Source organism: Pseudidiomarina taiwanensis, from assembly GCF_003987435.1.
Taxonomy (GTDB): Bacteria; Pseudomonadota; Gammaproteobacteria; order Enterobacterales; family Alteromonadaceae; genus Pseudidiomarina; species Pseudidiomarina taiwanensis.
Genome location: NZ_PIQG01000006.1, coordinates 1 through 20,469, shown reverse-complemented (window position 1 = coordinate 20,469; position 20,469 = coordinate 1). Strand labels below are relative to the sequence as shown.

Below are 20,469 nucleotides of genomic sequence, written 5' to 3'. Positions count from 1 at the left end.
ATAACGGCATGGATGCAGCGGTTTATCATGAGCTAATCGAACAATTACGCCAACGCTTGGAGCGCAGTCACCGAGCAATTGAGCGAATGCCGCTGGCCGAGCTGGAAAGCTTGGCATCCGAAACATTGGAAGAGTTAATGCAAGCTCCGCCATTTGCTCAAGTTCAGGCGCAGATTCAACCCCATCAAGTCCTCGCTGATTGCATCGGGCTTGGACCGCTTACCGAGCTACTAGTAAACCCTGAAATAAGCGAAATAATGGTGAATCATTATCAGCAAATTTTTGTTGAGCGACACGGGGTGATTGAACCGACGGAGATTCGGTTTGCCTCGCCCGAGCAACTGCATCAGGTGATCGAGCGCATCGTTGCGCCGCTTGGCAAGCACATTGACCAAGCTCAACCTATGGTCGATGCACGCTTACATGATGGTTCTCGAATCAATGCAGTTCTCACTCCCATAGCTGTCGCGGGAACCTGTCTGACCATTCGTAAATTTCAAGTGCGACAATTATCACTGCATGATCTCGAAGCCAGCGGCAGCATCAGTCAGGAGGCTAAAGCTTATCTTGCCGCGGCGATTGCAGAGCGCAAAAATATCCTAGTTGTCGGCGGCACAGGAACCGGAAAAACCACCTTATTAAATATTTTAGCGAGCCTTATTCCAGCGTCGCAACGCCTCATTACCATCGAGGACTCAGCTGAACTAAAAATTCCACACCCAAACTTAGTCACGCTCGAAGCTCGCATGGCGAATAGCGATGGTATCGGTGCTATTGGCATTCGTGAGCTTTTGATTAATGCGTTGCGGATGCGCCCGGATCGCATCATCGTCGGCGAGTGTCGCGGAGCAGAAGCCCTAGACATGCTTCAGGCGATGAATACAGGGCATGAAGGCTCGCTGACAACCCTTCATGCGAATAGCCCTCGAGAAGCACTTCATCGTCTTGAAATCATGGTTCTGATGACAGGTATGGAACTGCCACTGCTTGCCATTCGTCAACAAATTGCAGCCGCAGTTGATGTGATCATTCAAATTAAGCGCACTGCGAGTGGGCAGAGGGTGGTAGCAAATATTGCCGAATTAGTCGGAATTGATGGCTCAACTTTGCAATTATCTGAACTGTTTCATCGAAATCAGCACGTCCTACAACCGACCGGTGTGGCGAGTCATTGGTTTCAACCTGAGTCGATACAGTGACCTGGTTTATCGCCTTAAGCTGGGCTCTGAGTCTTGTGCTGCTCCTGCTAAGTGTGCGTTGGGGGGTAACCTATTGGCGTCAGCAGGTTTCACCGAAGCTAGTGGTCCAGGCTGAGCAGAATTTGGCTGAGTTATTGATTTTTATGCCAGCGCAGCAGTTGGTGACAGGCGTGTTAGTCGGAATTTTACTATTAACTGCGCTACTGTCGCTTTGGATGTCGGTGTTGACTGCAAGTTTGACGGGGGTGCTTTTACTGCTCGTAACGCCGCTTATCTATCGTCAAATTCGAGCGAAGCGGACGTATAAAATCAAACATCAGCTCCCTAGCTTTTTATTACAGCTGAGTGTCGCATTGCAAAGTGGTTTGAGTTTATCAGCAGCGCTGACCCAACTGGCTAAACAACAACCTGCGCCGCTTGGGGCGGAATTAAGGCTGATGGTAAGGCGTCAACATGTTGGCTCGAATCTATTGGCAGCTGCCAAGGATTTCGCCGAGCGAGTACCTTTATTATCAGTCCGTCAATTCGCCTTGGTCATCGAGCTTTCAGATATGCATGGTGCAGGACAAGCTCGGGTTATGGCCCAACTTGCACACAGCTTACAGCAGCAGCTTTATGCCCGCGAGCGGATGCTGAGCCTATCAGCACAAGCACGACTGCAAGGTTACGTTATGGGCTTCTTGCCTTTGCTACTTTTTGCCGTTTTGCATTGGCTCGAACCAGAAAATACGGGCCAACTTCTTTATACAGAAATGGGGCAAATCATTCTCATTCTGGCTGCCTGCTTGTTACTTTGCGGTGCTCTTATCGTCAAGCGCATGCTTGGCCAGGAGCTAAATCATGATGCTTGAACTTGTGCTAGTGACCTGGGCAATTATCAGCACAGGCTTGTTATATCTCGGCTTGCTCGTCCTGAATCGTTACCGCCCCATGGTTCATCTATCTCGATGGGTGCTGATCAAGTTCCCAGTAAGAGCTCAGCAAAGATTGAAGAATTGGGTGCGCTACCAATATCCAGATAAAACTGTGGATGAATTTCTCTCGCAACGTATTTGGTTGCTTGTGACCGTTGCGATTTCGTTTCTCCAACCCATTGCTGAAGTGACGAGTGCAGTGTGTGGCATGGGCTTAGTATTCCTGATCCAGCAACGCAAGCAGACGCGACTCTATCGAGAGCGGGTGGTTAGGAATTGGCCAGAAGCGCTCGATCTATTGGTCATGCTGCTAGCCTCAGGGGCCTCAATTCGAGCTGCACTGCATTTATTGGCGCAACAACCCTCATATACTCCAGCCTTAGTTGAACTGGCCCGGATGCAGCGTGCGTTGAACACTGGAGTCGAGTTGGGCGAGGCGCTTGTACAGTTACAAAAGCGCGTGCCGCAAAAGCCGATAGAACAATTCTGCATTGCGGTTCTGCAGTCCACCCGCACCGGTAGTTCACTTACTCACGTTTTATCTGAGCAAGCGCAGCAGCAGCGGCAAGACCATGTACTTGCGGCTGAGAAGCGCGCCCAACAGATGTCAGTAAAACTCATGTTACCGCTGGTGACGTGCTTTTTCCCGGTTACCTTTTTACTGTTACTGGGACCAATATTTATCCGTTTTAGTCAAGGAGGATATACATGAAACATGGACGTTTCTATCTCTACGAGTCGAAGCAGTGCTTGTGGAGTCATGTTGCAGTTGCAACCAGCTTTATTGATCGGTTGACAGGGCTAACGACCAGGGCAGGTCTGCCCCGACAAGAGGCTTTATGGCTGCCTGCCTGTAGTGCAATTCAAACTTGGCGGATGCAGTTTGCGATCGATTTAATTGGGCTTGATAAAGCAGGGCATATTTGTCGTGTCAGACGTAATATTCAGCCAGGCGGTTGGGTTCATTTAGCCGGTGTTGACTCGGTGCTTGAATGTGAGGCAGGGTGTCACTATCCACTAGAAAAGTGGCTGCATAGACGCTTGCAATTTGTTCGCACGGAGCGTGGTTCATGGTGAAATCAATCGTAGTGATCTGCATTGTGATCATCGGAATCAGTGGTTGTGCCGCAACCTCACCTAAACGCTCGGAATTACCAGAGAGCTACGGGCAATTAGTTCAAAATGCCCGGCATGCGTATCAATTAGGTGACTTAAGTCTAGCTGAGAGTCTCTGGCGACAAGCGCTAGAGCTCCGACCGACGGTGCAACAAGGGTATTGTGAGTTGGGGCAGATAAGCTTTCGCTTGCATCGTTACGCCGAAGCTGAATCCCATTATTTGCGGTGCTTGAGTGCGAATCCAAAACAGCCCGAGGTGTGGCACAACTTGGCGGCCTTGCAGATTCGTCAGGCAACAGAGTTTCTCTTACAAAGTGAAAGCCATGATAGTACAGGAGACAACGAGCAATCAGGTGAACTTTTGAAATTATTGCTCCAATTGCAGCGCACTGAGCTGTTACAGGAGCAATGATGAAGCCATTTAGAATAAGCCGGACTAGGGGCTTTGTGTTGCCAATCGCGGTAGTATTTTTACTTTTTACTATCACCGCAATCCAGTTCGCTGCAACTGAGCAAGTGCAACAGCAACGCCTACTGCAGATGAATCAATATGCTGCGACAATTGGATTTTGGCAGCACGCGCTCCATATTTACCGAAAAAAGTATGGAGTGTGGCCGACTGACTTACTTGAACTGAGAAATCATCTGGGAATTCAAACCCAGCCGGATGCGAATCTTACTGGCAGTATTTCGGGACCATTTTTTCAGCTTCAAATTGAGCAAGTTGCAAAGGAACTAAGCCCTTGGTTTAAGCAGCTGTGGGGTAAATTCGTGAAGCACTTTCACGATGGACATGTCGAAATTGTTATTTCTCCACAACTCACTACCGAGTTTACCGATCATTATATTGCGAGAAGTGGCTTACTGCCGACCCCCAGCCAAACAGCTTTGAGTTTAACTGAGCATAAATTAGTGCAGGTAGGAGCGCTTACCGCCGAGCTCGTGCAGATCGAGCACTTAAAAAGTGGGTTGAATAGCTCAGCTAGATTAGAGAGTACCAGTGCGCTCATCGCAGAGCTTGAGCTTGAGACGATTACCATAGAGCAGACGACCTTGCGTAATTTAATTGACCAAGCGCAACACCTCTACTTGCTGCTATCAAACTGTATGGCGAGTAAATGTGGGGCTGCCGCGAGTTAGTTTTAGTCGTCTTTGTCACTATATTGTTCAGGCTTTTTGCGTAAGTCCTGAGTTTCCTTAATCATCTTATACTCAAGATGAAGACCCGCTTTAGCAAGCAGATGAGCACTGATAGGCGCGGTTAAAAAAAGAAAAATGGCGATCAGTAATTCATGCAGACTTAATCCACTTGAAACTGAGAAGTAAAGTGTTGAGCCTAAGATAATCCCGCCAACGCCCAAGGTTGTATTCTTGGTTGGGGCATGCAACCGAGTCATGAAATCGGGTAAGCGAAGCAAACCAAAGGATCCAATAAGGGCAAAAAGCGCTCCCATAATAACCAGTGCAGAAGCTAGGTAGTCAGCCCATGTGGGAAGTGATTGTAGCATTTAAGAATACCTCCGTTACTCGATGATATCGCCGCGCAACAAAAATTTTGCAGCGGCCACGGTGCCGATAAAACCGAGCATGGCGATTAGCAATGCGGCCTCAAAATAACTGGTTGTGTCGTGCCATAGTCCAAGTAATAGCAACAACGCCAACGAGTTAATATAGATGGTATCGAGGGCAAGAATCCGATCAGCTGTCTCGGGGCCAATAATCAGGCGCCAGACATTGAAAAGTAGGGCTAACCCAAATGCCCCAAACGCAAATTGAACGGCGAACTCTAACATTGGAAGATCTCCTGCAAACGTCGTTCATAACGCTCTTTAATTTGGCGTTTAACGGCTTCGACATCATGCACATTAAGCGCGTGGATCAGAAGCGAACGGCCATCCCGACCAAGTTCCGCAGAAATTGTGCCCGGCGTGAGGCTGATCGTGCTAGCAAGCATAGTGATCGGAACCTCTCCGGTTATATCCAGTGGATACTCAAATAGCGCGGGCTTAATCTTGCGGCGCGGGGTTAAGATGACAGCAGCGATATTGAAGTTCGAAATAATAATATCGATCAACAATAAAACGGCATACTGAACTAGAATCAGAGGTTTACGAACCCGGATGCTAAAATCTCGCGCACGGTGCGTGTAAAGCGGAATCAAAACCGCAAAAACCGCCCCAAGAATAATTAAGCCGAAACTCACCGAATTCTGTAACAGCAACCAGAATACCAGCAAAAATAATGACAGCCACGGCGCAGGTAGGATTTTACTCATGATTCCCCCTTTCGTGCTCTAGCACCGTCGAAATATAGTCCGTTGGTTGCAGCAGTTGTGCTGCAATATCTTTACTAAACTGCGCAACGGGCTCGGCGAATATGGTGAGGGCTAAACTCGCGCCAATAAGCACTCCGATACTCGCTAGCTGGAGACCTGGGTGAGATACATCGTTTGGCTTCCCATCGAAAGTGTGCCAGAACATGCGGCTACCCGCGCGAGTTAAAGCGATCATAATTAAAAAGGTGCTAAATAATACGAGTGGCCACAGTAATGCGACCTGAGCTCCGGTTCGAGCCGCTTCCAGAATAAATAACTTACCGACAAAACCAGATAAAGGAGGTAAGCCAATAATGGCGATAGCGGCGACAAAGAAGAGTACTCCAAGAGTCGCGTGCTGTGCCATTTTGCGCCCTTTAACAACCCGTGAAGCAGTTTTACCCCGCTGCTCGGCAATAACATCAGCGAGCAAGAATAGCGCCCCAGTAATAAGAGTCGAGTGCAGCGTGTAATAAATAACCGCAGCAATTGCTTGGGCATTTGCCATGCTAAACGTGGTGAGCAGGGTGCCCACTGAAATCACCACTAGGTAAGAGATAATGAGGCGCAAGTCACGACTACCCAGCACGCCAATGCCACCAATCGCGAGCGTACCTAGCCCAAGCCACCAGAGCCAATCATAGCCTAGCATTGCGGCTTCGCCGGCATGGTCGCCAAAGATTAAGGTAAAGACTCGGATAATGGCATACACACCAACTTTGGTCATAATTGCAAACAGCGCCGCAACCGTACCTGTGGTCATTGCGTAGGCTTGTGGCAACCAGAAGTAGAGCGGGAGCAGTGCCGCTTTGAGACCAAATACGATAAGAAGTAATAGACCGCCGGCCCGAGCAATCAATGCTTCATCGCCAGTGAGAGCCGCGACTTTGTTCGCCATATCAGCCATGTTGAGGGTTCCGGTAATACCATAGAGTACCCCAAGGCTGATCAAGAAAATGGCTGAACCAGTAAGGTTAAGCAGGACATAATGGAGGGTCGCTCGCAATTTGAGTTTACCGCCGCCATGCATTAAAAGTGCGTAACTCGAAATCAGCAGTACTTCGAAGAATACGAATAGGTTGAACAAGTCGCCGGTCAAAAAAGCGCCAATAATTCCCATCAACTGGAATTGATACAGGGCCTGGAAGTGAGAGCCAAGGTTATCCTCACCGAAACAAGCAAAGATCAATACCGGTAATGCCAGCACCGAGGTCAGCAAAATCATCAGCGCACTCAGGCGATCAAGCACGAGCACGATACCAAATGGCGCTTGCCAACTGCCCAGAGCGTAGCTTGTCACAGCGCCGCTGCTGGTCTCTACAAGCAAATACACAGATACCAGAATGAGCAGTGTGCACGAAGTCAGACCTATCGCTCGGCGGATTCGTTGCGGGTGATCGCCCAGCGGTAACAGCTGAATAAGCGCTGCCAACATCGGGATAAGTATCGGGAATATCGTTAGGTGCTGACTGATCATGAGCGCTGTCCCTCGCTGGCGCTATAATTCGGGTCATTTACCTCATCTGAGCCAATTTCTCCGCGCACCCGCACCGCTAAAATAATACTGTATGCGGTCATGGCAAAGCCGATAACGATAGCGGTAAGCACCAAGGCCTGCGGGAGCGGATCGGTTGGTGTCTGACTTTGACCAATTAACGGCAGTTCGTTGATCACCAAACGCCCAGTCGAAAATAGGAATAAATTCACTGCGTACGAAAGCATAGTAATGCCGATCACAATTGGGAATGAACGACCTCGTAAAATGAGGAAGACGCTACACGCAGTAAGCGTGCCAACCGTAATTGAATAGAGCAGTTCCATTAGTGTCCCTCCTGCCGTGGCCGGTGCCGTGTGGTCATCTGACCAAAGTTCGCAAGAATCATGAGCGTCGCGCCGATTACGGTGAGATAAACACCTAAATCGAACAGAATCGCAGTCGCTACCTCAAATTTTCCGACAAGTGGCCAATTCAGATAAGTAAACCAGCTAGTCAAGAAATTGTGTTCAAACACCCAACTACCGAGACCTGTGAACAATGCGATCATGACACCGATGGAGGTCAGAGTTTGATAGTTGTAGTTAAATCTGTGTTTGACCCAGTCGACACCGTTCGCCATGTATTGAAGAATCATTGCGGCTGCGGTAATGAGCCCCGCGATAAAACCACCTCCAGGCAGATTGTGACCACGCAAGAAAATATAAACCGAGACCATAAGTGCCAACGGCAATAATGCTTGTGAGACGGTTTGTACCATGAGTGGGTGTTTAACCCGATGCCATGGCCGTCCGTCAACATCACTCGATGGCATGAACGGACGTAAGTTGTTGAGTAGCTTATGAATACCCGCTGCAGCAATTGCCAGAACAGTAATTTCACCCAAGGTATCAAAGCCACGGAAATCGACGAGGATAACGTTAACAACATTGGTACCACCCCCGCCTGGAACCGAGTTCTCTAGGAAAAATGCTGAGATGCTCGCAAAATCTCGGGTAAGCAGTGCGTAATTAAGCGTAGCAACAATGCCGCCAACAAAACCTGCAAGCAGCACATCGCGGGCAACGCGACGTCCACTTGATGCCCGCGGAATTTTTTGCGGCATAAAGAATAACGCCAAAATCATCAGCAAGATGGAGACGACCTCAACCACGAGTTGCGTCATGGCAAGATCAGGCGCGGAAAAGTGGATAAACGCGAGTGATACCATCAGGCCCACGACAGATAGCATCAGTAACGAGGTCAACCGTTGCCGATGTAACATCGCTGTCCCAAAAGCAGCAAGCATCAAGATGATGGCACCGATCAGGCTGATGGCATCGATTGGCAGCTGACTCTTATCGCCGCGCAAGCTCTGTAATTCAACTAATTCCGGGGTAACAAAGACTAACACCAGGACCAAGACTGCGGCGATATAACGTTGCAGCGAACCCGTCTCGATGTTCTGTAGTGCGGCATCTGCGCGGCTAGTAAGTGATTTCAACACGCGCGCAAAGGTCTCTTTTGCATCCTTGGGTTCAAATTTTCGATTAAAGGTGAACAAGTCTGCACGTTTTAGGTAAATGATAATCCCACCTAACAGAGCCAGCACACTCATCAGCAATGGCATATTAAAACCATGCCAGATCGAAATTTTAACTGTACCTGCGGCTGAGGTCGCGGCCGCCATCGCAGGCTCGAGTAAATCAGCCACCAGCAGCATCGGCGCAAGCCCAACTAGAATACAAAGAGTGGCTAAAATCAGTACCGGTAGCCGCATAAAAAATGGTGCTTCATGGGGGCTTTTGGGTAAATCACTGGCTGCTTCGCCATAGAATACGTCTGCTACAAAGCGTACCGAGTAAGCGACAGAGAGCATCGCCCCGAGGGTTGCCAATACGGGGACAAACCAACTGAGACCACCAAATAGTTGCTGTTGATAGGCTTCTGCGAGAAACATTTCTTTGGACAGGAAGCCGTTTAATAGGGGGACACCGGCCATAGCTGCCGCAGCAATGATTGCAAGGGTAGCGGTCATTGGCATTGCACGGCGCAGACCACCGAGCTTACGGATGTCACGCGTACCGGTTTCATGGTCAACGATGCCCGCGACCATAAACAGTCCTGCTTTAAAAGTGGCATGGTTCACGATATGGAAGAGTGCCGCAAGCATGGCCCCGTATGTGCCAAGCCCCAGTAACATCATGATTAAGCCAAGATGACTAATCGTTGAAAAGGCTAACAAGCCTTTTAGATCTGTTTTTAGCAGGGCAAAGTAAGCGCCAAATAAAAGTGTGGTTAACCCAGTAAGGGTGATGATCGTTAGCCACTCAGGCGTTCCGCCAAGGGCAGGGGTCAGTCGCGCTACTAGGAAGATTCCAGCTTTTACCATTGTCGCAGAGTGCAAATACGCACTCACTGGGGTCGGTGCCGCCATCGCGTGTGGGAGCCAGAACTGGAAGGGGAATTGAGCAGACTTAGAGAAAGCACCAAGCAAAATCAAAATTATCGCTGGGATATAAAGGTCATGCGTTCGAATAATGTCCGCAGCTGCGAAAATCGCATCCAATTGATAACTGCCGGCGATATGCCCAATAAGTAATATCCCCGCGAGGAGCGCTAAGCCACCAGCCCCCGTTATGGCCAGCGCCATCCGAGCGCCGCGCCGGGCTTCACTGCGATGAAACCAATAACCAATCAATAAGAATGACGAAACACTGGTCAGCTCCCAAAAGAGCCACAGTAAAATCAAATTATCAGCGGTGACGATGCCGAGCATCGAGCCCATGAACAGCAGCAAAAAGGTAAAGAAACGACCAACATCATCACGTTCGGATAGATAAAAGTGCGCGTAAATAACAATTAACAGGCCGATACCGAGGATCAAGGATGCAAATAACAGGGATAGGCCATCGAGTCGAAGCGCGAGATTTAGGCCGAGATCGGGTAGCCAGGTTTGCAGGCTACTCGGCACCTCACCAGCAAGTGTGAGTGGCGCGAGCCATAGTAGCGAACCAAGGCTTATCAGCGTGACTGCGGCAGTTCCGGCTGTGATGACAACGCGAGACTGGTTTCTTAATAGCATCGGTAACATGGCACCGATAAACGGCACAAAAACCAGAGCGGCAAGTATCATGTGATCCCTTACTTCAACTTAGTTGCTCTTGAATTTACCACTGCCCTCCATGCTTGCCAACAGATCGCGGCGTAAACTATCGAAATTACAAGGGCTTTAAACTCATAAATAAGTAGCGCTAGCTATCGCGTTAGGGCTATGGCTTTGCTATAATTTTGGGGCGTTGAAATTAATTGCGCACTTATCTTTAGAAAATCCCACATCGCTCTACCATCTCTAAATTTTATCTGTTACAATTCGCCGCCCTTTTTATAAGGGGAAGTCTTTAATTGTGTTTTGTTAAAGACAACATCGACCCGAGAGGGTCTGTTTTAATTATTAAGCGGAGCACTGCAATGATCCAAATGCAAACTACACTCGAGGTCGCCGATAACTCGGGCGCTCGTAGCGTACAATGTATTAAGGTTCTGGGTGGCTCGCACCGCCGTTACGCAAACATTGGCGATATCATCAAAGTTTCTGTTAAAGAAGCGATTCCTCGCGGAAAGGTGAAGAAAGGTGATGTTGTGAATGCGGTGGTCGTTCGCACCAGAAAAGGCGTCCGTCGTCAAGACGGGTCAGTCATCCGTTTTGATCGCAACGCGGCTGTATTGTTGAATAACAACCAACAGCCAATTGGCACTCGTATCTTTGGCCCAGTGACTCGTGAACTTCGCTCTGAGCAGTTCATGAAAATCATCTCACTGGCACCAGAAGTACTATAAGGAGAGTCAGTGATGGCGGCAAAAATTAAACGTGATGACGAAGTAGTAGTCCTGGCAGGTAAAGACAAAGGTAAGCGCGGTAAAGTGCTGAAAGTCGACACCGCTAAGAATCGCGTATTCGTTGAAGGCGTGAACATCGTTAAGAAGCACCAGAAGCCAAATCCGGCTCTTGGCGTTGCTGGCGGTGTGATTGAGCAAGAAGCTTCAATCGACGTTTCTAACGTTGCGGTTTATAACCCAGAGACTGGTAAAGCAGATCGTGTTGGTTTCCGTTTTGAAGATGGCAAGAAAGTTCGTGTCTTCAAATCGAACAACGCAATCATCTAATTTTTTAACTTTGGAGTTTTACGATGGCGAAACTGCATGATTTTTACAAAGAATCAGTAGTTCCTGAGCTGACGAAACAGTTCGGCTACAAGAGCGTCATGCAAGTCCCTCGGATTGAAAAAATCACCCTTAACATGGGTGTTGGTGAAGCTCTGGCAGACAAAAAGGTTCTCGACAACGCAGTTGCAGACTTGGAAGCGATCTCTGGTCAGCGTCCTGTTCGCACTGTTGCTCGTAAATCTGTCGCTGGCTTCAAGATCCGTGAAGGCTACCCGATTGGCTGTAAGGTGACTCTGCGTGGCGAGCGCATGTGGGACTTTTTGCAACGTTTAATCTCGATTGCAATTCCACGTGTTCGCGACTTCCGTGGTTTGAATCCGAAATCTTTCGACGGACGTGGAAATTACAGTATGGGTGTACGTGAGCAGATTATCTTCCCTGAAATCGACTATGACAAAGTCGACAAGGTACGTGGTCTGGATATCACTATCACTACTACTGCAGGCACTGATGACGAAGCTCGCGCTTTGCTCGCTGCCTTCAACTTCCCGTTCAAGAAGTAAGGTGTAGAGTTATGGCAAAAGAGTCAATGAAAATGCGTGAGCTGAAGCGTCAAAAGCTTGCAGCAAAATACGCAGAAAAACGCATCGCACTTAAAAATGTGATCAGCGATCCGAATACTTCGGACGAAGAGCGTTGGGAAGCCGTGCTGAAATTGCAAAGCCTTCCTCGTGATTCGAGCCCAAGCCGTCAGCGTAACCGCTGCCGCGTAACGGGCCGCCCACACGGTTTCTTACGTAAGTTCGGCATGAGCCGAATCAAAGTGCGTGAGAAAGCGATGCGCGGTGAAATTCCTGGCTTGAAAAAAGCTAGCTGGTAAGCCACGAGTCACGGGAGAAAGCTAATATGAGCATGCAAGATCCAATTGCGGATATGTTTACTCGCATCCGCAACGCTCAGGCTGCTAACAAAGTTGCCGTGCGCATGCCGTCTTCTAAGCAAAAAGTGGCAATTGCCCAAGTGCTAAAAGAAGAAGGTTATATCGCAGATTTCAATGTTTCTGGTGAAGTGAAAGCTGAACTAGAAGTTACATTGAAATACTTTGAAGGTAAGCCTGTTATTGAATCAATTGAGCGCGTAAGTCGCCCTGGTCTGCGTATCTATAAGAAACGCAACGAACTGCCTAAAGTAATGGGTGGTCTTGGGGTCGCAGTTGTCTCTACTTCGAAAGGCCTAATGACAGACCGTGCCGCTCGCAAAGCGGGTCTTGGCGGTGAAGTTATTGGCTACGTAGCGTAACGAGGAGTTAGGAAATGTCACGTGTTGCTAAAGCACCTATTGCCATTCCTGCTGGCGTTGAAGTTACGCTTAATGGCCAGGAAGTAACAATCAAAGGTGCCAAAGGCTCATTGAGCCATGTAGTAAATGACGCAGTCGAAATCGTTAAAGAAGATAACGAACTTCGCACCGTAGCTCGCGAAGGCGTTGCAAATGCAACTGCTCAAGCAGGTACTGCGCGCGCATTACTACAAAATATGGTGGTTGGCGTTGCTCAAGGGTATGAGCGCAAGCTGCAATTAATTGGTGTTGGTTACCGTGCTGCTACAGCGGGTAACAAGCTCAATTTGACGCTTGGTTTTTCACACCCTGTTGAATTCGAGATCCCGCAAGGAATCACTATCGAAGTTCCAACGCAAACTGAAGTTGTCGTAAAAGGTGTGGACAAGCAATTAGTTGGCCAAGTTGCCGCTAATATTCGCGCATATCGTAAGCCTGAGCCTTATAAAGGTAAGGGTGTTCGCTATGCAGATGAGCAAGTGCGCCGTAAAGAAGCCAAGAAAAAGTAAGGTAAGACGATGGACAAGAAATCAGCTCGCTTACGTCGCGCTACCCGCGCTCGTAAGAAAATGCAAGAGTTGGGTGCTAACCGCCTGGTCGTTCACCGTACACCACGGCATATTTACGCACAGCTTATTGCACCGAACAGTTCTGAAGTACTAGCAGCTGCATCTACAGCAGAGAAAGCTATTCGTGAGCAAGTTAAATCAACTGGCAATATCGATGCTGCGAAAGTTGTAGGTAAGCTCATCGCAGAACGCGCAATCGAGAAAGGCGTGAAAAACGTTGCTTTCGATCGCAGCGGTTTCCGCTATCACGGTCGTGTTGCAGCATTAGCTGACGCCGCTCGTGAAGCTGGACTTCAGTTCTAGGAGACGAACATGGCAAATGCAAATGTAGAAGCTCAACAAAGTGACCTGCAAGAAAAGTTGATCACAGTAAATCGTGTAGCGAAAGTTGTTAAAGGTGGTCGTATCTTTAGCTTCACCGCTCTCACTGTGGTTGGCGATGGTCAGGGTAAAGTGGGTTTCGGTTACGGTAAAGCTCGCGAAGTTCCAGCTGCTATTCAAAAGGCAATGGAAAAAGCGCGTCGCAACATGGTAACTGTCGACCTTAAAGGCGACACCCTACAGCACCCTGTTAAAGGCCGTCATTCAGGCTCACAGGTATTTATGCAACCAGCTTCTGAAGGTACAGGTATCATCGCCGGTGGTGCGATGCGTGCGGTACTTGAAGTCGCCGGTGTACACAACGTGCTGTCAAAAGCATATGGTTCAACCAACCCAATCAACGTTGTTCGTGCCACTATCAAGGCACTGGCCAACATGAAATCGCCGGAGCAAGTAGCGGCGAAGCGTGGATTGCGCGTTGAAGACATTTTGGGGTAGTGAACAATGGCGAATAAGACAATCAAAGTAACACAGACGCGTAGCTCTATCGGTCGTTTACCGAAGCATAAAGCTACCCTTCGTGGTCTTGGTCTGCGCCGTATTGGTCACACGGTCGAGCTGGAAGATACGCCAGCCGTCCGCGGCATGGTGAACCAAGTCTATTACATGGTAAAGGTGGAGGACTAAAACATGTATTTGAATACTATCTCCCCTGCACCTGGTGCAAAAACTAGCAAGAAGCGCGTAGGTCGCGGCATTGGCTCTGGTCTCGGTAAAACCGGTGGCCGTGGTCATAAAGGTCAAACTTCTCGTTCTGGTGGTTCAATTAAGCCAGGTTTCGAGGGTGGTCAAATGCCAATTCAGCGCCGTTTGCCGAAGTTCGGTTTTACTTCTCGCAAGTCGTTTACGACTGCTGAAGTGAACTTGGCAGAGATCGCTAAAGTTGCTGGTGATACAGTTACGTTGGCTTCATTAAAAGAAGCTGGCTTAATCCGCAATGACGTGTTGACTGTTAAAGTTATCAAGTCAGGTAAAATTGAGCGTGCTGTAACTGTTCAAGGCATCAAGGTCACCAAAGGCGCCCGTGAAGCTATTGAAGCTGCAGGCGGAAAAATCGAAGGATAGAGCATATGGCTAAACCAGGATTGGAATCTAACAGAGCTCAAGGCGGCACCTCGGAACTGAGACGTCGACTATTGTTCGTTCTCGGCGCGTTGATCGTGTTCCGTGCAGGCTCCTTTGTGCCGATTCCTGGTATAGATGCCGCTGTACTGGCTCAATTGTTCGAGCAGCAAAAAGATACCATCGTTGCCATGTTTAACATGTTCAGCGGTGGTGCTCTTGAGCGTGCATCGATCTTTGCGTTAGGGATCATGCCATACATTTCAGCTTCAATTATCATGCAATTAGCGTCGGTTGTTCATCCGCGCTTAGCTGAATTGAAGAAGGAAGGTGAGGCTGGTCGCCGCAAAATTAGTCAGTACACTCGTTGGGGTACATTGATACTCGCAACTTTCCAGTCGATCGGTATTGCAACTGGCTTGCCAAATATGATGCCAGGCTTGGTCATTGACCCAGGCTTTGCGTTTTATTTCACCGCGGTTGTTTCATTGGTTACCGGCACCATGTTTTTGATGTGGTTAGGTGAACAGATTACTGAACGCGGCATTGGAAACGGTATCTCTATTCTTATTTTCACCGGTATTGTAGCGGGCTTACCGTCAGCCATTGGGCAGACGGCAGAGCAGGCTCGTCAGGGTGATTTACATTTATTAGTGTTACTCGCAATTGGTGTTATCGTTGCTTTGGTAACCGCTTTTGTAGTTTACGTTGAGCGCGGTCAACGCCGCATCGTTGTGAATTACGCGAAGCGTCAGCAAGGTCGTAAAGTCTTTGCTGCACAAAGCACGCACTTGCCATTGAAAGTTAATATGGCTGGGGTAATTCCACCAATCTTTGCATCGAGCATTATTTTGTTCCCAGGCACTATCGCGACTTGGTTCGGCCAAGGCGAGGGCATGGTAGCAAACTTCTTACAAGAACTGTCGTTGACATTGTCACCGGGTCAGCCATTGTACGTAATGCTGTATGCAGCTGCGATTATCTTCTTCTGTTTCTTCTATACTGCGTTGGTTTTCAACCCACGTGAGACAGCAGATAACTTGAAGAAGTCGGGTGCGTTTATCCCTGGTATTCGTCCAGGTGAGCAAACCTCTCGATACATTGATAAAGTAATGACTCGTCTGACACTTGCAGGCGCGCTTTACATTACCTTAGTTTGTCTTGTCCCTGAATTCATGATGATCGTCTGGAATGTGCAGTTCTACTTCGGTGGTACCTCGCTTCTGATTATCGTTGTGGTAATCATGGACTTTATGGCACAGGTCCAAACTCATTTGATGTCTCATCAATATGATTCGGTCCTGAAAAAGGCTAACCTTAAAGGCTTCGGCCGTTAAGGTTGGATAATTACGGAGTGTAGCAATGAAAGTTCGTGCTTCCGTGAAGAAAATCTGCCGTAACTGCAAAGTTATCAAGCGCAACGGTGTTGTGCGGGTAATCTGCAGTGACCCAAAGCATAAGCAACGGCAAGGTTAATTCGAAGAAGAAGTCCGCAGCCAAAAATTTCTTTTGGCTGCGGCTTTGATATGTTTGCAAAAAGGCGACCGGTTGAGTATCCTAACGGGCTTTTCAATTGGTCACACATTAATAAACTATAGGAGACGTGTTAGTGGCCCGTATCGCTGGCATTAACGTTCCTGACAATAAGCATGCAGTCATTGCCCTGACTGCGATTTACGGTATCGGCCGTACCCGTTCGAAGCAGATCCTTGCTGCGACTGGTATTGCAGAAGATACAAAAATCGGCTCTTTGTCAGAAGAAAAACTGGATATTCTTCGTGAAGCAGTAGCTAAGTTTGCTGTTGAAGGTGACCTTCGTCGCGAAGTTTCTATGAATATCAAACGCTTGATGGATCTCGGTTGTTTCCGTGGTCTTCGTCATCGTCGTGGCTTGCCTCTACGTGGACAGCGCACTAAAACTAATGCGCGTACTCGTAAAGGTCCGCGTAAACCTATTAAGAAGTAAGGAGTTGAGACATGGCTAAACAACCAACTCGTACTCGTAAGCGCGTTAAAAAGCAAGTCGCTGACGGCATGGCACACATCCATGCGTCTTTCAATAACACCATTGTGACAATCACCGATCGCCAAGGTAATGCTTTGGCATGGGCGACTGCTGGTGGTTCTGGTTTCCGTGGTTCACGTAAATCAACCCCGTTCGCAGCTCAGGTTGCAGCAGAGCGCGCTGGTGAAATGGCAAAGGAATACGGCTTGAAAAACCTAGAAGTGTTCGTTAAGGGCCCAGGTCCAGGTCGTGAATCTTCGATTCGCGCATTGAACGCTGTAGGTTATCGCATCACTAATATTACCGATGTGACTCCTATTCCTCACAACGGTTGTCGTCCGCCTAAGAAACGTCGCGTTTAATAGGCGCTAAACGATAGTTGGAGAAAGAACATGGCTAGATATTTGGGTCCAAAACTCAAACTAAGTCGTCGCGAAGGAACAGACTTGTTCCTGAAAAGCGGCGTACGCGCAATCGATACGAAATGTAAACTCGAGAGCGCACCGGGTCAGCACGGCGCCCGTCGTGGTCGCTTGTCTGATTACGGCTTGCAGTTACGTGAAAAGCAAAAAGTTCGTCGTATGTACGGCGTACTAGAGCGTCAATTCCGTAACTACTATAAAGAAGCTGCCCGTCTTAAAGGCAATACTGGTGAGAACCTGCTGCAATTGCTTGAGCAACGTTTAGACAATGTCGTATACCGTATGGGTTTTGCGTCTACTCGTGCAGAAGCGCGTCAGTTGGTTAGCCACAAAGCTGTTGTTGTTAACGGTCAAGTGGTAAACATTCCGTCGTTCAAAGTTCGTCCAGAAGATGTCGTGTCTGTTCGCGAAAAGGCGAAAAAACAAGCACGTATCGCAGCTGCACTGGAACTCGCAGATCAGCGTGAGAAGCCAGTATGGTTGGAAGTAGACAATACGAAAATGGAAGGTCAGTTCAAGCGTCTTCCAGAGCGTTCTGATTTGTCTGCTGAAATTAACGAACAGTTGATCGTAGAGCTTTACTCTAAGTAAAGCTTAAGTATAAGAGAGGACACAATGCAGGGTTCTGTTACCGAATTCCTTAAACCAAGGCTAGTCGACATTGAACAAATTAGCCCGACTCACGCAAAGGTGACGTTGGAGCCTCTTGAGCGTGGCTTTGGTCACACGCTGGGTAATGCACTACGCCGTATTTTACTTTCGTCTATGCCTGGTTGTGCAGTGACTGAAGTTGAAATCAATGGAGTGCAGCACGAGTACAGCAGTAAAGAGGGTGTTCAGGAAGATATCATCGAAATCCTGTTGAACTTGAAAGGTTTAGCAGTTCTCATGGAAGGTAAAGATGAAGCGGTTCTGACCTTGAAGAAATCTGGAGCGGGCCCTGTTTTGGCTGGCGACATCACCCATGACGGTGATATCCAAATCGTCAACCCAGAGCATCTCATTTGTACCCTTACTGGGGACACCGAAATCGAAATGTCGATTCGGGTAGAGCGTGGTCGTGGTTATGTTCCAGCTTCAGCACGTCAGTCTGCTGACGATGAAGAGCGTCCGATCGGTCGTCTATTAGTCGACGCATCATTTAGTCCGGTTGAGCGTATTGCTTACACTGTTGATTCAGCACGTGTTGAGCAACGTACCGACTTGGACAAGCTGATTATCGATATGGAAACCAACGGCACTTTGGATCCTGAAGAAGCGATCCGTCGTGCAGCAACAATTCTTGCTGAACAGCTTGAAGCGTTCGTTGAGCTTCGTGATATCAGTGAGCCAGAAGAAAAAGAAGAGAAGCCTGAATTCGATCCTATTCTTCTGCGTCCGGTAGACGATTTAGAATTAACTGTGCGTTCTGCGAACTGTTTGAAAGCAGAAGCTATTCAGTACATCGGTGACTTAGTACAACGCACCGAGGTTGAGCTGTTGAAGACTCCAAACCTTGGTAAGAAATCGTTGACTGAGATCAAAGACGTGCTTGCATCACGTGGATTGTCTCTTGGCATGCGCCTTGAGAACTGGCCACCAGCAAGCCTAGTTGATCGCGACTAAGTTGTCTTGTTTAGAGAATTACTGAGAAGGGTATAGGTATGCGCCATCGTAAGAGTGGTCGTCAACTCAACCGCAACAGCAGTCATCGTAAAGCGATGTTCAGCAACATGGCTAGTTCATTGGTTCGTCACGAAGTGATCAAAACCACTGTACCAAAAGCTAAAGAGCTGCGTCGTGTTATCGAGCCGCTAATCACATTAGCGAAGCAAGATAGCGTTGCAAATCGTCGTTTGGCATTTGCTCGCACTCGTGACAAAGAAGTTGTAGGTAAATTATTCGAAACTTTAGGTCCGCGTTATCAAGAGCGCGCTGGTGGTTACACTCGTATCATGAAGTGTGGCTTCCGTGCGGGCGATAATGCTCCTATGGCTTACATCGAATTAGTTGACCGTCCAGAAGTTGAAGTCGCTGCAGCTGAAGAAGTGGCAGTTGAAGAATAAGTTTCTGGTTAACTGAAACAATAAAAAGCCGGCTTTTATGCCGGCTTTTTTTATGGGATGTGCGAGCTATCTAATTTTCGATGATATCAACCAATTCGTCGTGACTGATACCATAGTTATCAGCGACAACTTGTAATTGTTGGGTATCGACACCCGCACGATGAGCTCCCCGCAATACCTGCATCGCGCGTTCGCGTGGCGTATACTGAGCTTCCAGATCCGCCTCTTCAGATAAGCCAATCAAATCGATCAATGTACTTGCAAGATAGGAACCAAACGCCGGTACGGCCTCAAGACTCGCGGTAACGATCGCTTCGAGTTTACCGGGCTGTTGCTCACTGGCTGAACGCATAATGCTATCTGCCATCTGTGGTTCAACAGTTACCGCAACTTTTACGATGGTTTCAATGGAGTCTGGATAGCGCTCGCCAGCGGTTTGTACAATTGCATCGGCGTAGCTTGGCTCGGCCTCGACTGCAATTCGAACGATTTCAGCAGGATCGCCAATATTCTGGCTCAGGGCAACAATAATAATATCTCTGGTAAAACCCGGCTCAGCATCGATCGCTGCTTTTAAAGTTTGCCGATATTGTTTTGGATAACGGTCAAGCGCAGCGAGTAGGATGGCTTCAACATGTTCCGGGTAGTTACTTAACAACACGCGGACACTTCGAGTCGGAGAGAAATTTCGTTGTTCGTAATAACGCAGCATACGTTTATAGGTTTGCATTAAACGTACGGTGTCAGAACTTGGTTGATAAGTTTCGACGCTGTAATTGGCTTCGCTCGAATCGAAAAAGGACGTTGCATGAACCGTCGAGTTTGGTAGCACCAGTCCAAAGCTAACGCCGAGCAGCATTGCCAATGGTAATTTCTTCATCCAAGCACCTTTTAATATGTCTTTATTATTCTTATAGATATGACGCAATATTTACGTTACCAGATAAACAGACCATTGTTTAACCAATTTGTTCCATATTGAGCAAAAATAAACCGATCAGTACAGCGAAGTGAAAAAAGATCTTGCAGGCGCAAAGCAGATGTTTATAATTCGCGGCCGTTGTCAGGTAGCAAGCCGGCAACGACTGCAAAAAAAGATCAAATAGGATCTTGACGCAGAGTGGGGATGACGTAAAATACGCATCCCGCTTCAGAAGAAGCGAACGTTCTTTAACAATTTATCAAGCCAAGCAAACTGTGTGGGCACTTACCGGATTCAGGCAGAGAAAGCATCTTCGGATGCAACAAGTATCCTTCTTTTAATGAAGGGGATACACCTGACTGATTGGAAAAGTGCTTAACAAATTTAGATTTATTAAGTCATTGATTCAATGAGTCGATTAAACACTTTAAATTGAAGAGTTTGATCATGGCTCAGATTGAACGCTGGCGGCAGGCCTAACACATGCAAGTCGAGCGGTAACAGGAAGAAGCTTGCTTCTTTGCTGACGAGCGGCGGACG

30 protein-coding genes and 1 rRNA gene are annotated in these 20,469 nt (G+C 48.1%); 24 read left to right on the top strand and 7 right to left on the bottom strand.

What is annotated here, in order from left to right; translation table 11 throughout:
- Positions 1-8: 8 nt before the first annotated feature.
- The 6 genes from CWI83_RS10370 to CWI83_RS10345 are packed head-to-tail and all read left to right on the top strand — an operon-like array spanning position 9 to position 4,370.
- The gene (locus CWI83_RS10370; protein WP_126828735.1) at positions 9-1,199 is read left to right on the top strand and encodes a TadA family conjugal transfer-associated ATPase; all 1,191 of its coding nucleotides are present in this window, start codon (positions 9-11) and stop codon (positions 1,197-1,199) included.
- Positions 1,196-2,050, top strand: a complete 855-nt coding sequence (locus tag CWI83_RS10365; RefSeq protein ID WP_126828733.1) for a type II secretion system F family protein — start codon at positions 1,196-1,198, stop codon at positions 2,048-2,050. The genes CWI83_RS10370 and CWI83_RS10365 overlap by 4 nt, the downstream gene beginning before the upstream one ends.
- Positions 2,040-2,825: a type II secretion system F family protein gene (locus CWI83_RS10360; RefSeq protein WP_126828732.1), complete on the top strand. Its 786-nt coding sequence runs from the start codon at positions 2,040-2,042 to the stop codon at positions 2,823-2,825. Before CWI83_RS10365 ends, CWI83_RS10360 begins: the two co-directional genes overlap by 11 nt.
- Positions 2,822-3,190 (top strand): DUF192 domain-containing protein, encoded by a 369-nt coding sequence (locus CWI83_RS10355; RefSeq protein ID WP_126828730.1) that lies wholly within the window; start codon positions 2,822-2,824, stop codon positions 3,188-3,190. The genes CWI83_RS10360 and CWI83_RS10355 overlap by 4 nt, the downstream gene beginning before the upstream one ends.
- Positions 3,184-3,642 carry a tetratricopeptide repeat protein gene (locus CWI83_RS10350; protein WP_126828728.1) on the top strand — a complete coding sequence of 153 codons (459 nt, stop codon included), beginning with the start codon at positions 3,184-3,186 and terminating at the stop codon, positions 3,640-3,642. Before CWI83_RS10355 ends, CWI83_RS10350 begins: the two co-directional genes overlap by 7 nt.
- A 38-nt stretch (positions 3,643-3,680) precedes the next feature.
- The gene (locus CWI83_RS10345) at positions 3,681-4,370 is read left to right on the top strand and encodes a hypothetical protein (RefSeq protein WP_157980390.1); all 690 of its coding nucleotides are present in this window, start codon (positions 3,681-3,683) and stop codon (positions 4,368-4,370) included.
- Between the two features lie 2 nt (positions 4,371-4,372).
- Here the strand turns inward: CWI83_RS10345 and CWI83_RS10340 are convergent, their stop codons facing one another.
- The 6 genes from CWI83_RS10340 to CWI83_RS10315 are packed head-to-tail and all read right to left on the bottom strand — an operon-like array spanning position 4,373 to position 10,154.
- Positions 4,373-4,738, bottom strand: coding sequence for a Na+/H+ antiporter subunit G (locus CWI83_RS10340; protein WP_126828725.1), 366 nt, complete (start codon positions 4,736-4,738; stop codon positions 4,373-4,375).
- Between the two features lie 15 nt (positions 4,739-4,753).
- Complete coding sequence (locus CWI83_RS10335) at positions 4,754-5,023, bottom strand: K+/H+ antiporter subunit F (RefSeq protein WP_126828723.1); 270 nt, start codon at positions 5,021-5,023, stop codon at positions 4,754-4,756.
- Positions 5,017-5,505 (bottom strand): Na+/H+ antiporter subunit E, encoded by a 489-nt coding sequence (locus tag CWI83_RS10330; protein WP_126828721.1) that lies wholly within the window; start codon positions 5,503-5,505, stop codon positions 5,017-5,019. The genes CWI83_RS10335 and CWI83_RS10330 overlap by 7 nt, the downstream gene beginning before the upstream one ends.
- Positions 5,498-7,021 (bottom strand): monovalent cation/H+ antiporter subunit D, encoded by a 1,524-nt coding sequence (locus CWI83_RS10325; protein WP_126828719.1) that lies wholly within the window; start codon positions 7,019-7,021, stop codon positions 5,498-5,500. Before CWI83_RS10325 ends, CWI83_RS10330 begins: the two co-directional genes overlap by 8 nt.
- The gene (locus CWI83_RS10320) at positions 7,018-7,365 is read right to left on the bottom strand and encodes a Na+/H+ antiporter subunit C (RefSeq protein ID WP_126828717.1); all 348 of its coding nucleotides are present in this window, start codon (positions 7,363-7,365) and stop codon (positions 7,018-7,020) included. The genes CWI83_RS10325 and CWI83_RS10320 overlap by 4 nt, the downstream gene beginning before the upstream one ends.
- Complete coding sequence (locus CWI83_RS10315) at positions 7,365-10,154, bottom strand: monovalent cation/H+ antiporter subunit A (protein WP_126828715.1); 2,790 nt, start codon at positions 10,152-10,154, stop codon at positions 7,365-7,367. Before CWI83_RS10315 ends, CWI83_RS10320 begins: the two co-directional genes overlap by 1 nt.
- A gap of 335 nt (positions 10,155-10,489) precedes the next feature.
- Between CWI83_RS10315 and rplN the strand changes: the two genes are divergently transcribed.
- From rplN to rplQ, 17 genes are all read left to right on the top strand, one after another.
- Positions 10,490-10,858, top strand: a complete 369-nt coding sequence (gene rplN / locus CWI83_RS10310; RefSeq protein ID WP_126828713.1) for a 50S ribosomal protein L14 — start codon at positions 10,490-10,492, stop codon at positions 10,856-10,858.
- Between the two features lie 12 nt (positions 10,859-10,870).
- Complete coding sequence (gene rplX / locus CWI83_RS10305) at positions 10,871-11,185, top strand: 50S ribosomal protein L24 (RefSeq protein ID WP_126828711.1); 315 nt, start codon at positions 10,871-10,873, stop codon at positions 11,183-11,185.
- 23 nt (positions 11,186-11,208) lie between these two features.
- Positions 11,209-11,748, top strand: a complete 540-nt coding sequence (rplE, locus tag CWI83_RS10300) for a 50S ribosomal protein L5 (protein ID WP_126828710.1) — start codon at positions 11,209-11,211, stop codon at positions 11,746-11,748.
- A gap of 11 nt (positions 11,749-11,759) precedes the next feature.
- A complete protein-coding gene (gene rpsN, locus CWI83_RS10295) occupies positions 11,760-12,065 on the top strand; it encodes a 30S ribosomal protein S14 (RefSeq protein WP_092858678.1) in 306 nt (101 codons plus the stop codon).
- 26 nt (positions 12,066-12,091) lie between these two features.
- Positions 12,092-12,484 carry a 30S ribosomal protein S8 gene (gene rpsH / locus CWI83_RS10290; protein WP_126828708.1) on the top strand — a complete coding sequence of 131 codons (393 nt, stop codon included), beginning with the start codon at positions 12,092-12,094 and terminating at the stop codon, positions 12,482-12,484.
- Between the two features lie 14 nt (positions 12,485-12,498).
- Positions 12,499-13,032, top strand: a complete 534-nt coding sequence (gene rplF / locus CWI83_RS10285; protein ID WP_126828706.1) for a 50S ribosomal protein L6 — start codon at positions 12,499-12,501, stop codon at positions 13,030-13,032.
- Positions 13,033-13,041: 9 nt separating this feature from the next.
- Positions 13,042-13,395 (top strand): 50S ribosomal protein L18, encoded by a 354-nt coding sequence (rplR, locus tag CWI83_RS10280; protein ID WP_126828704.1) that lies wholly within the window; start codon positions 13,042-13,044, stop codon positions 13,393-13,395.
- A 9-nt stretch (positions 13,396-13,404) separates the two neighbouring features.
- Positions 13,405-13,911, top strand: a complete 507-nt coding sequence (gene rpsE / locus CWI83_RS10275) for a 30S ribosomal protein S5 (RefSeq protein ID WP_126828703.1) — start codon at positions 13,405-13,407, stop codon at positions 13,909-13,911.
- Between the two features lie 6 nt (positions 13,912-13,917).
- Positions 13,918-14,100 carry a 50S ribosomal protein L30 gene (gene rpmD / locus CWI83_RS10270; RefSeq protein WP_110076602.1) on the top strand — a complete coding sequence of 61 codons (183 nt, stop codon included), beginning with the start codon at positions 13,918-13,920 and terminating at the stop codon, positions 14,098-14,100.
- A 3-nt stretch (positions 14,101-14,103) separates the two neighbouring features.
- Positions 14,104-14,538, top strand: coding sequence for a 50S ribosomal protein L15 (gene rplO / locus CWI83_RS10265; RefSeq protein WP_126828701.1), 435 nt, complete (start codon positions 14,104-14,106; stop codon positions 14,536-14,538).
- A gap of 5 nt (positions 14,539-14,543) precedes the next feature.
- Positions 14,544-15,872, top strand: a complete 1,329-nt coding sequence (secY, locus tag CWI83_RS10260) for a preprotein translocase subunit SecY (RefSeq protein WP_126828699.1) — start codon at positions 14,544-14,546, stop codon at positions 15,870-15,872.
- A 25-nt stretch (positions 15,873-15,897) separates the two neighbouring features.
- Positions 15,898-16,011, top strand: coding sequence for a 50S ribosomal protein L36 (rpmJ, locus tag CWI83_RS10255; protein WP_055439830.1), 114 nt, complete (start codon positions 15,898-15,900; stop codon positions 16,009-16,011).
- A gap of 133 nt (positions 16,012-16,144) precedes the next feature.
- Positions 16,145-16,501: a 30S ribosomal protein S13 gene (rpsM, locus tag CWI83_RS10250; RefSeq protein WP_126828697.1), complete on the top strand. Its 357-nt coding sequence runs from the start codon at positions 16,145-16,147 to the stop codon at positions 16,499-16,501.
- Between the two features lie 11 nt (positions 16,502-16,512).
- Positions 16,513-16,902: a 30S ribosomal protein S11 gene (gene rpsK / locus CWI83_RS10245; RefSeq protein ID WP_034734070.1), complete on the top strand. Its 390-nt coding sequence runs from the start codon at positions 16,513-16,515 to the stop codon at positions 16,900-16,902.
- A gap of 30 nt (positions 16,903-16,932) precedes the next feature.
- The gene (gene rpsD / locus CWI83_RS10240; RefSeq protein ID WP_126828695.1) at positions 16,933-17,553 is read left to right on the top strand and encodes a 30S ribosomal protein S4; all 621 of its coding nucleotides are present in this window, start codon (positions 16,933-16,935) and stop codon (positions 17,551-17,553) included.
- A gap of 24 nt (positions 17,554-17,577) precedes the next feature.
- On the top strand, positions 17,578-18,567 hold the full coding sequence (locus tag CWI83_RS10235) for a DNA-directed RNA polymerase subunit alpha (RefSeq protein WP_126828694.1): 990 nt from the start codon (positions 17,578-17,580) through the stop codon (positions 18,565-18,567).
- A 38-nt stretch (positions 18,568-18,605) separates the two neighbouring features.
- A complete protein-coding gene (rplQ, locus tag CWI83_RS10230) occupies positions 18,606-19,007 on the top strand; it encodes a 50S ribosomal protein L17 (RefSeq protein WP_126828692.1) in 402 nt (133 codons plus the stop codon).
- Positions 19,008-19,077: 70 nt separating this feature from the next.
- Here rplQ and CWI83_RS10225 read toward each other — a convergent pair whose 3' ends face one another.
- The gene (locus tag CWI83_RS10225; RefSeq protein ID WP_126828691.1) at positions 19,078-19,887 is read right to left on the bottom strand and encodes a hypothetical protein; all 810 of its coding nucleotides are present in this window, start codon (positions 19,885-19,887) and stop codon (positions 19,078-19,080) included.
- Positions 19,888-20,358: 471 nt separating this feature from the next.
- On the opposite strand from CWI83_RS10225, the gene CWI83_RS10220 reads away from it, so the two are divergent.
- Positions 20,359-20,469, top strand: a 16S ribosomal RNA gene (locus tag CWI83_RS10220); the annotation flags it as partial.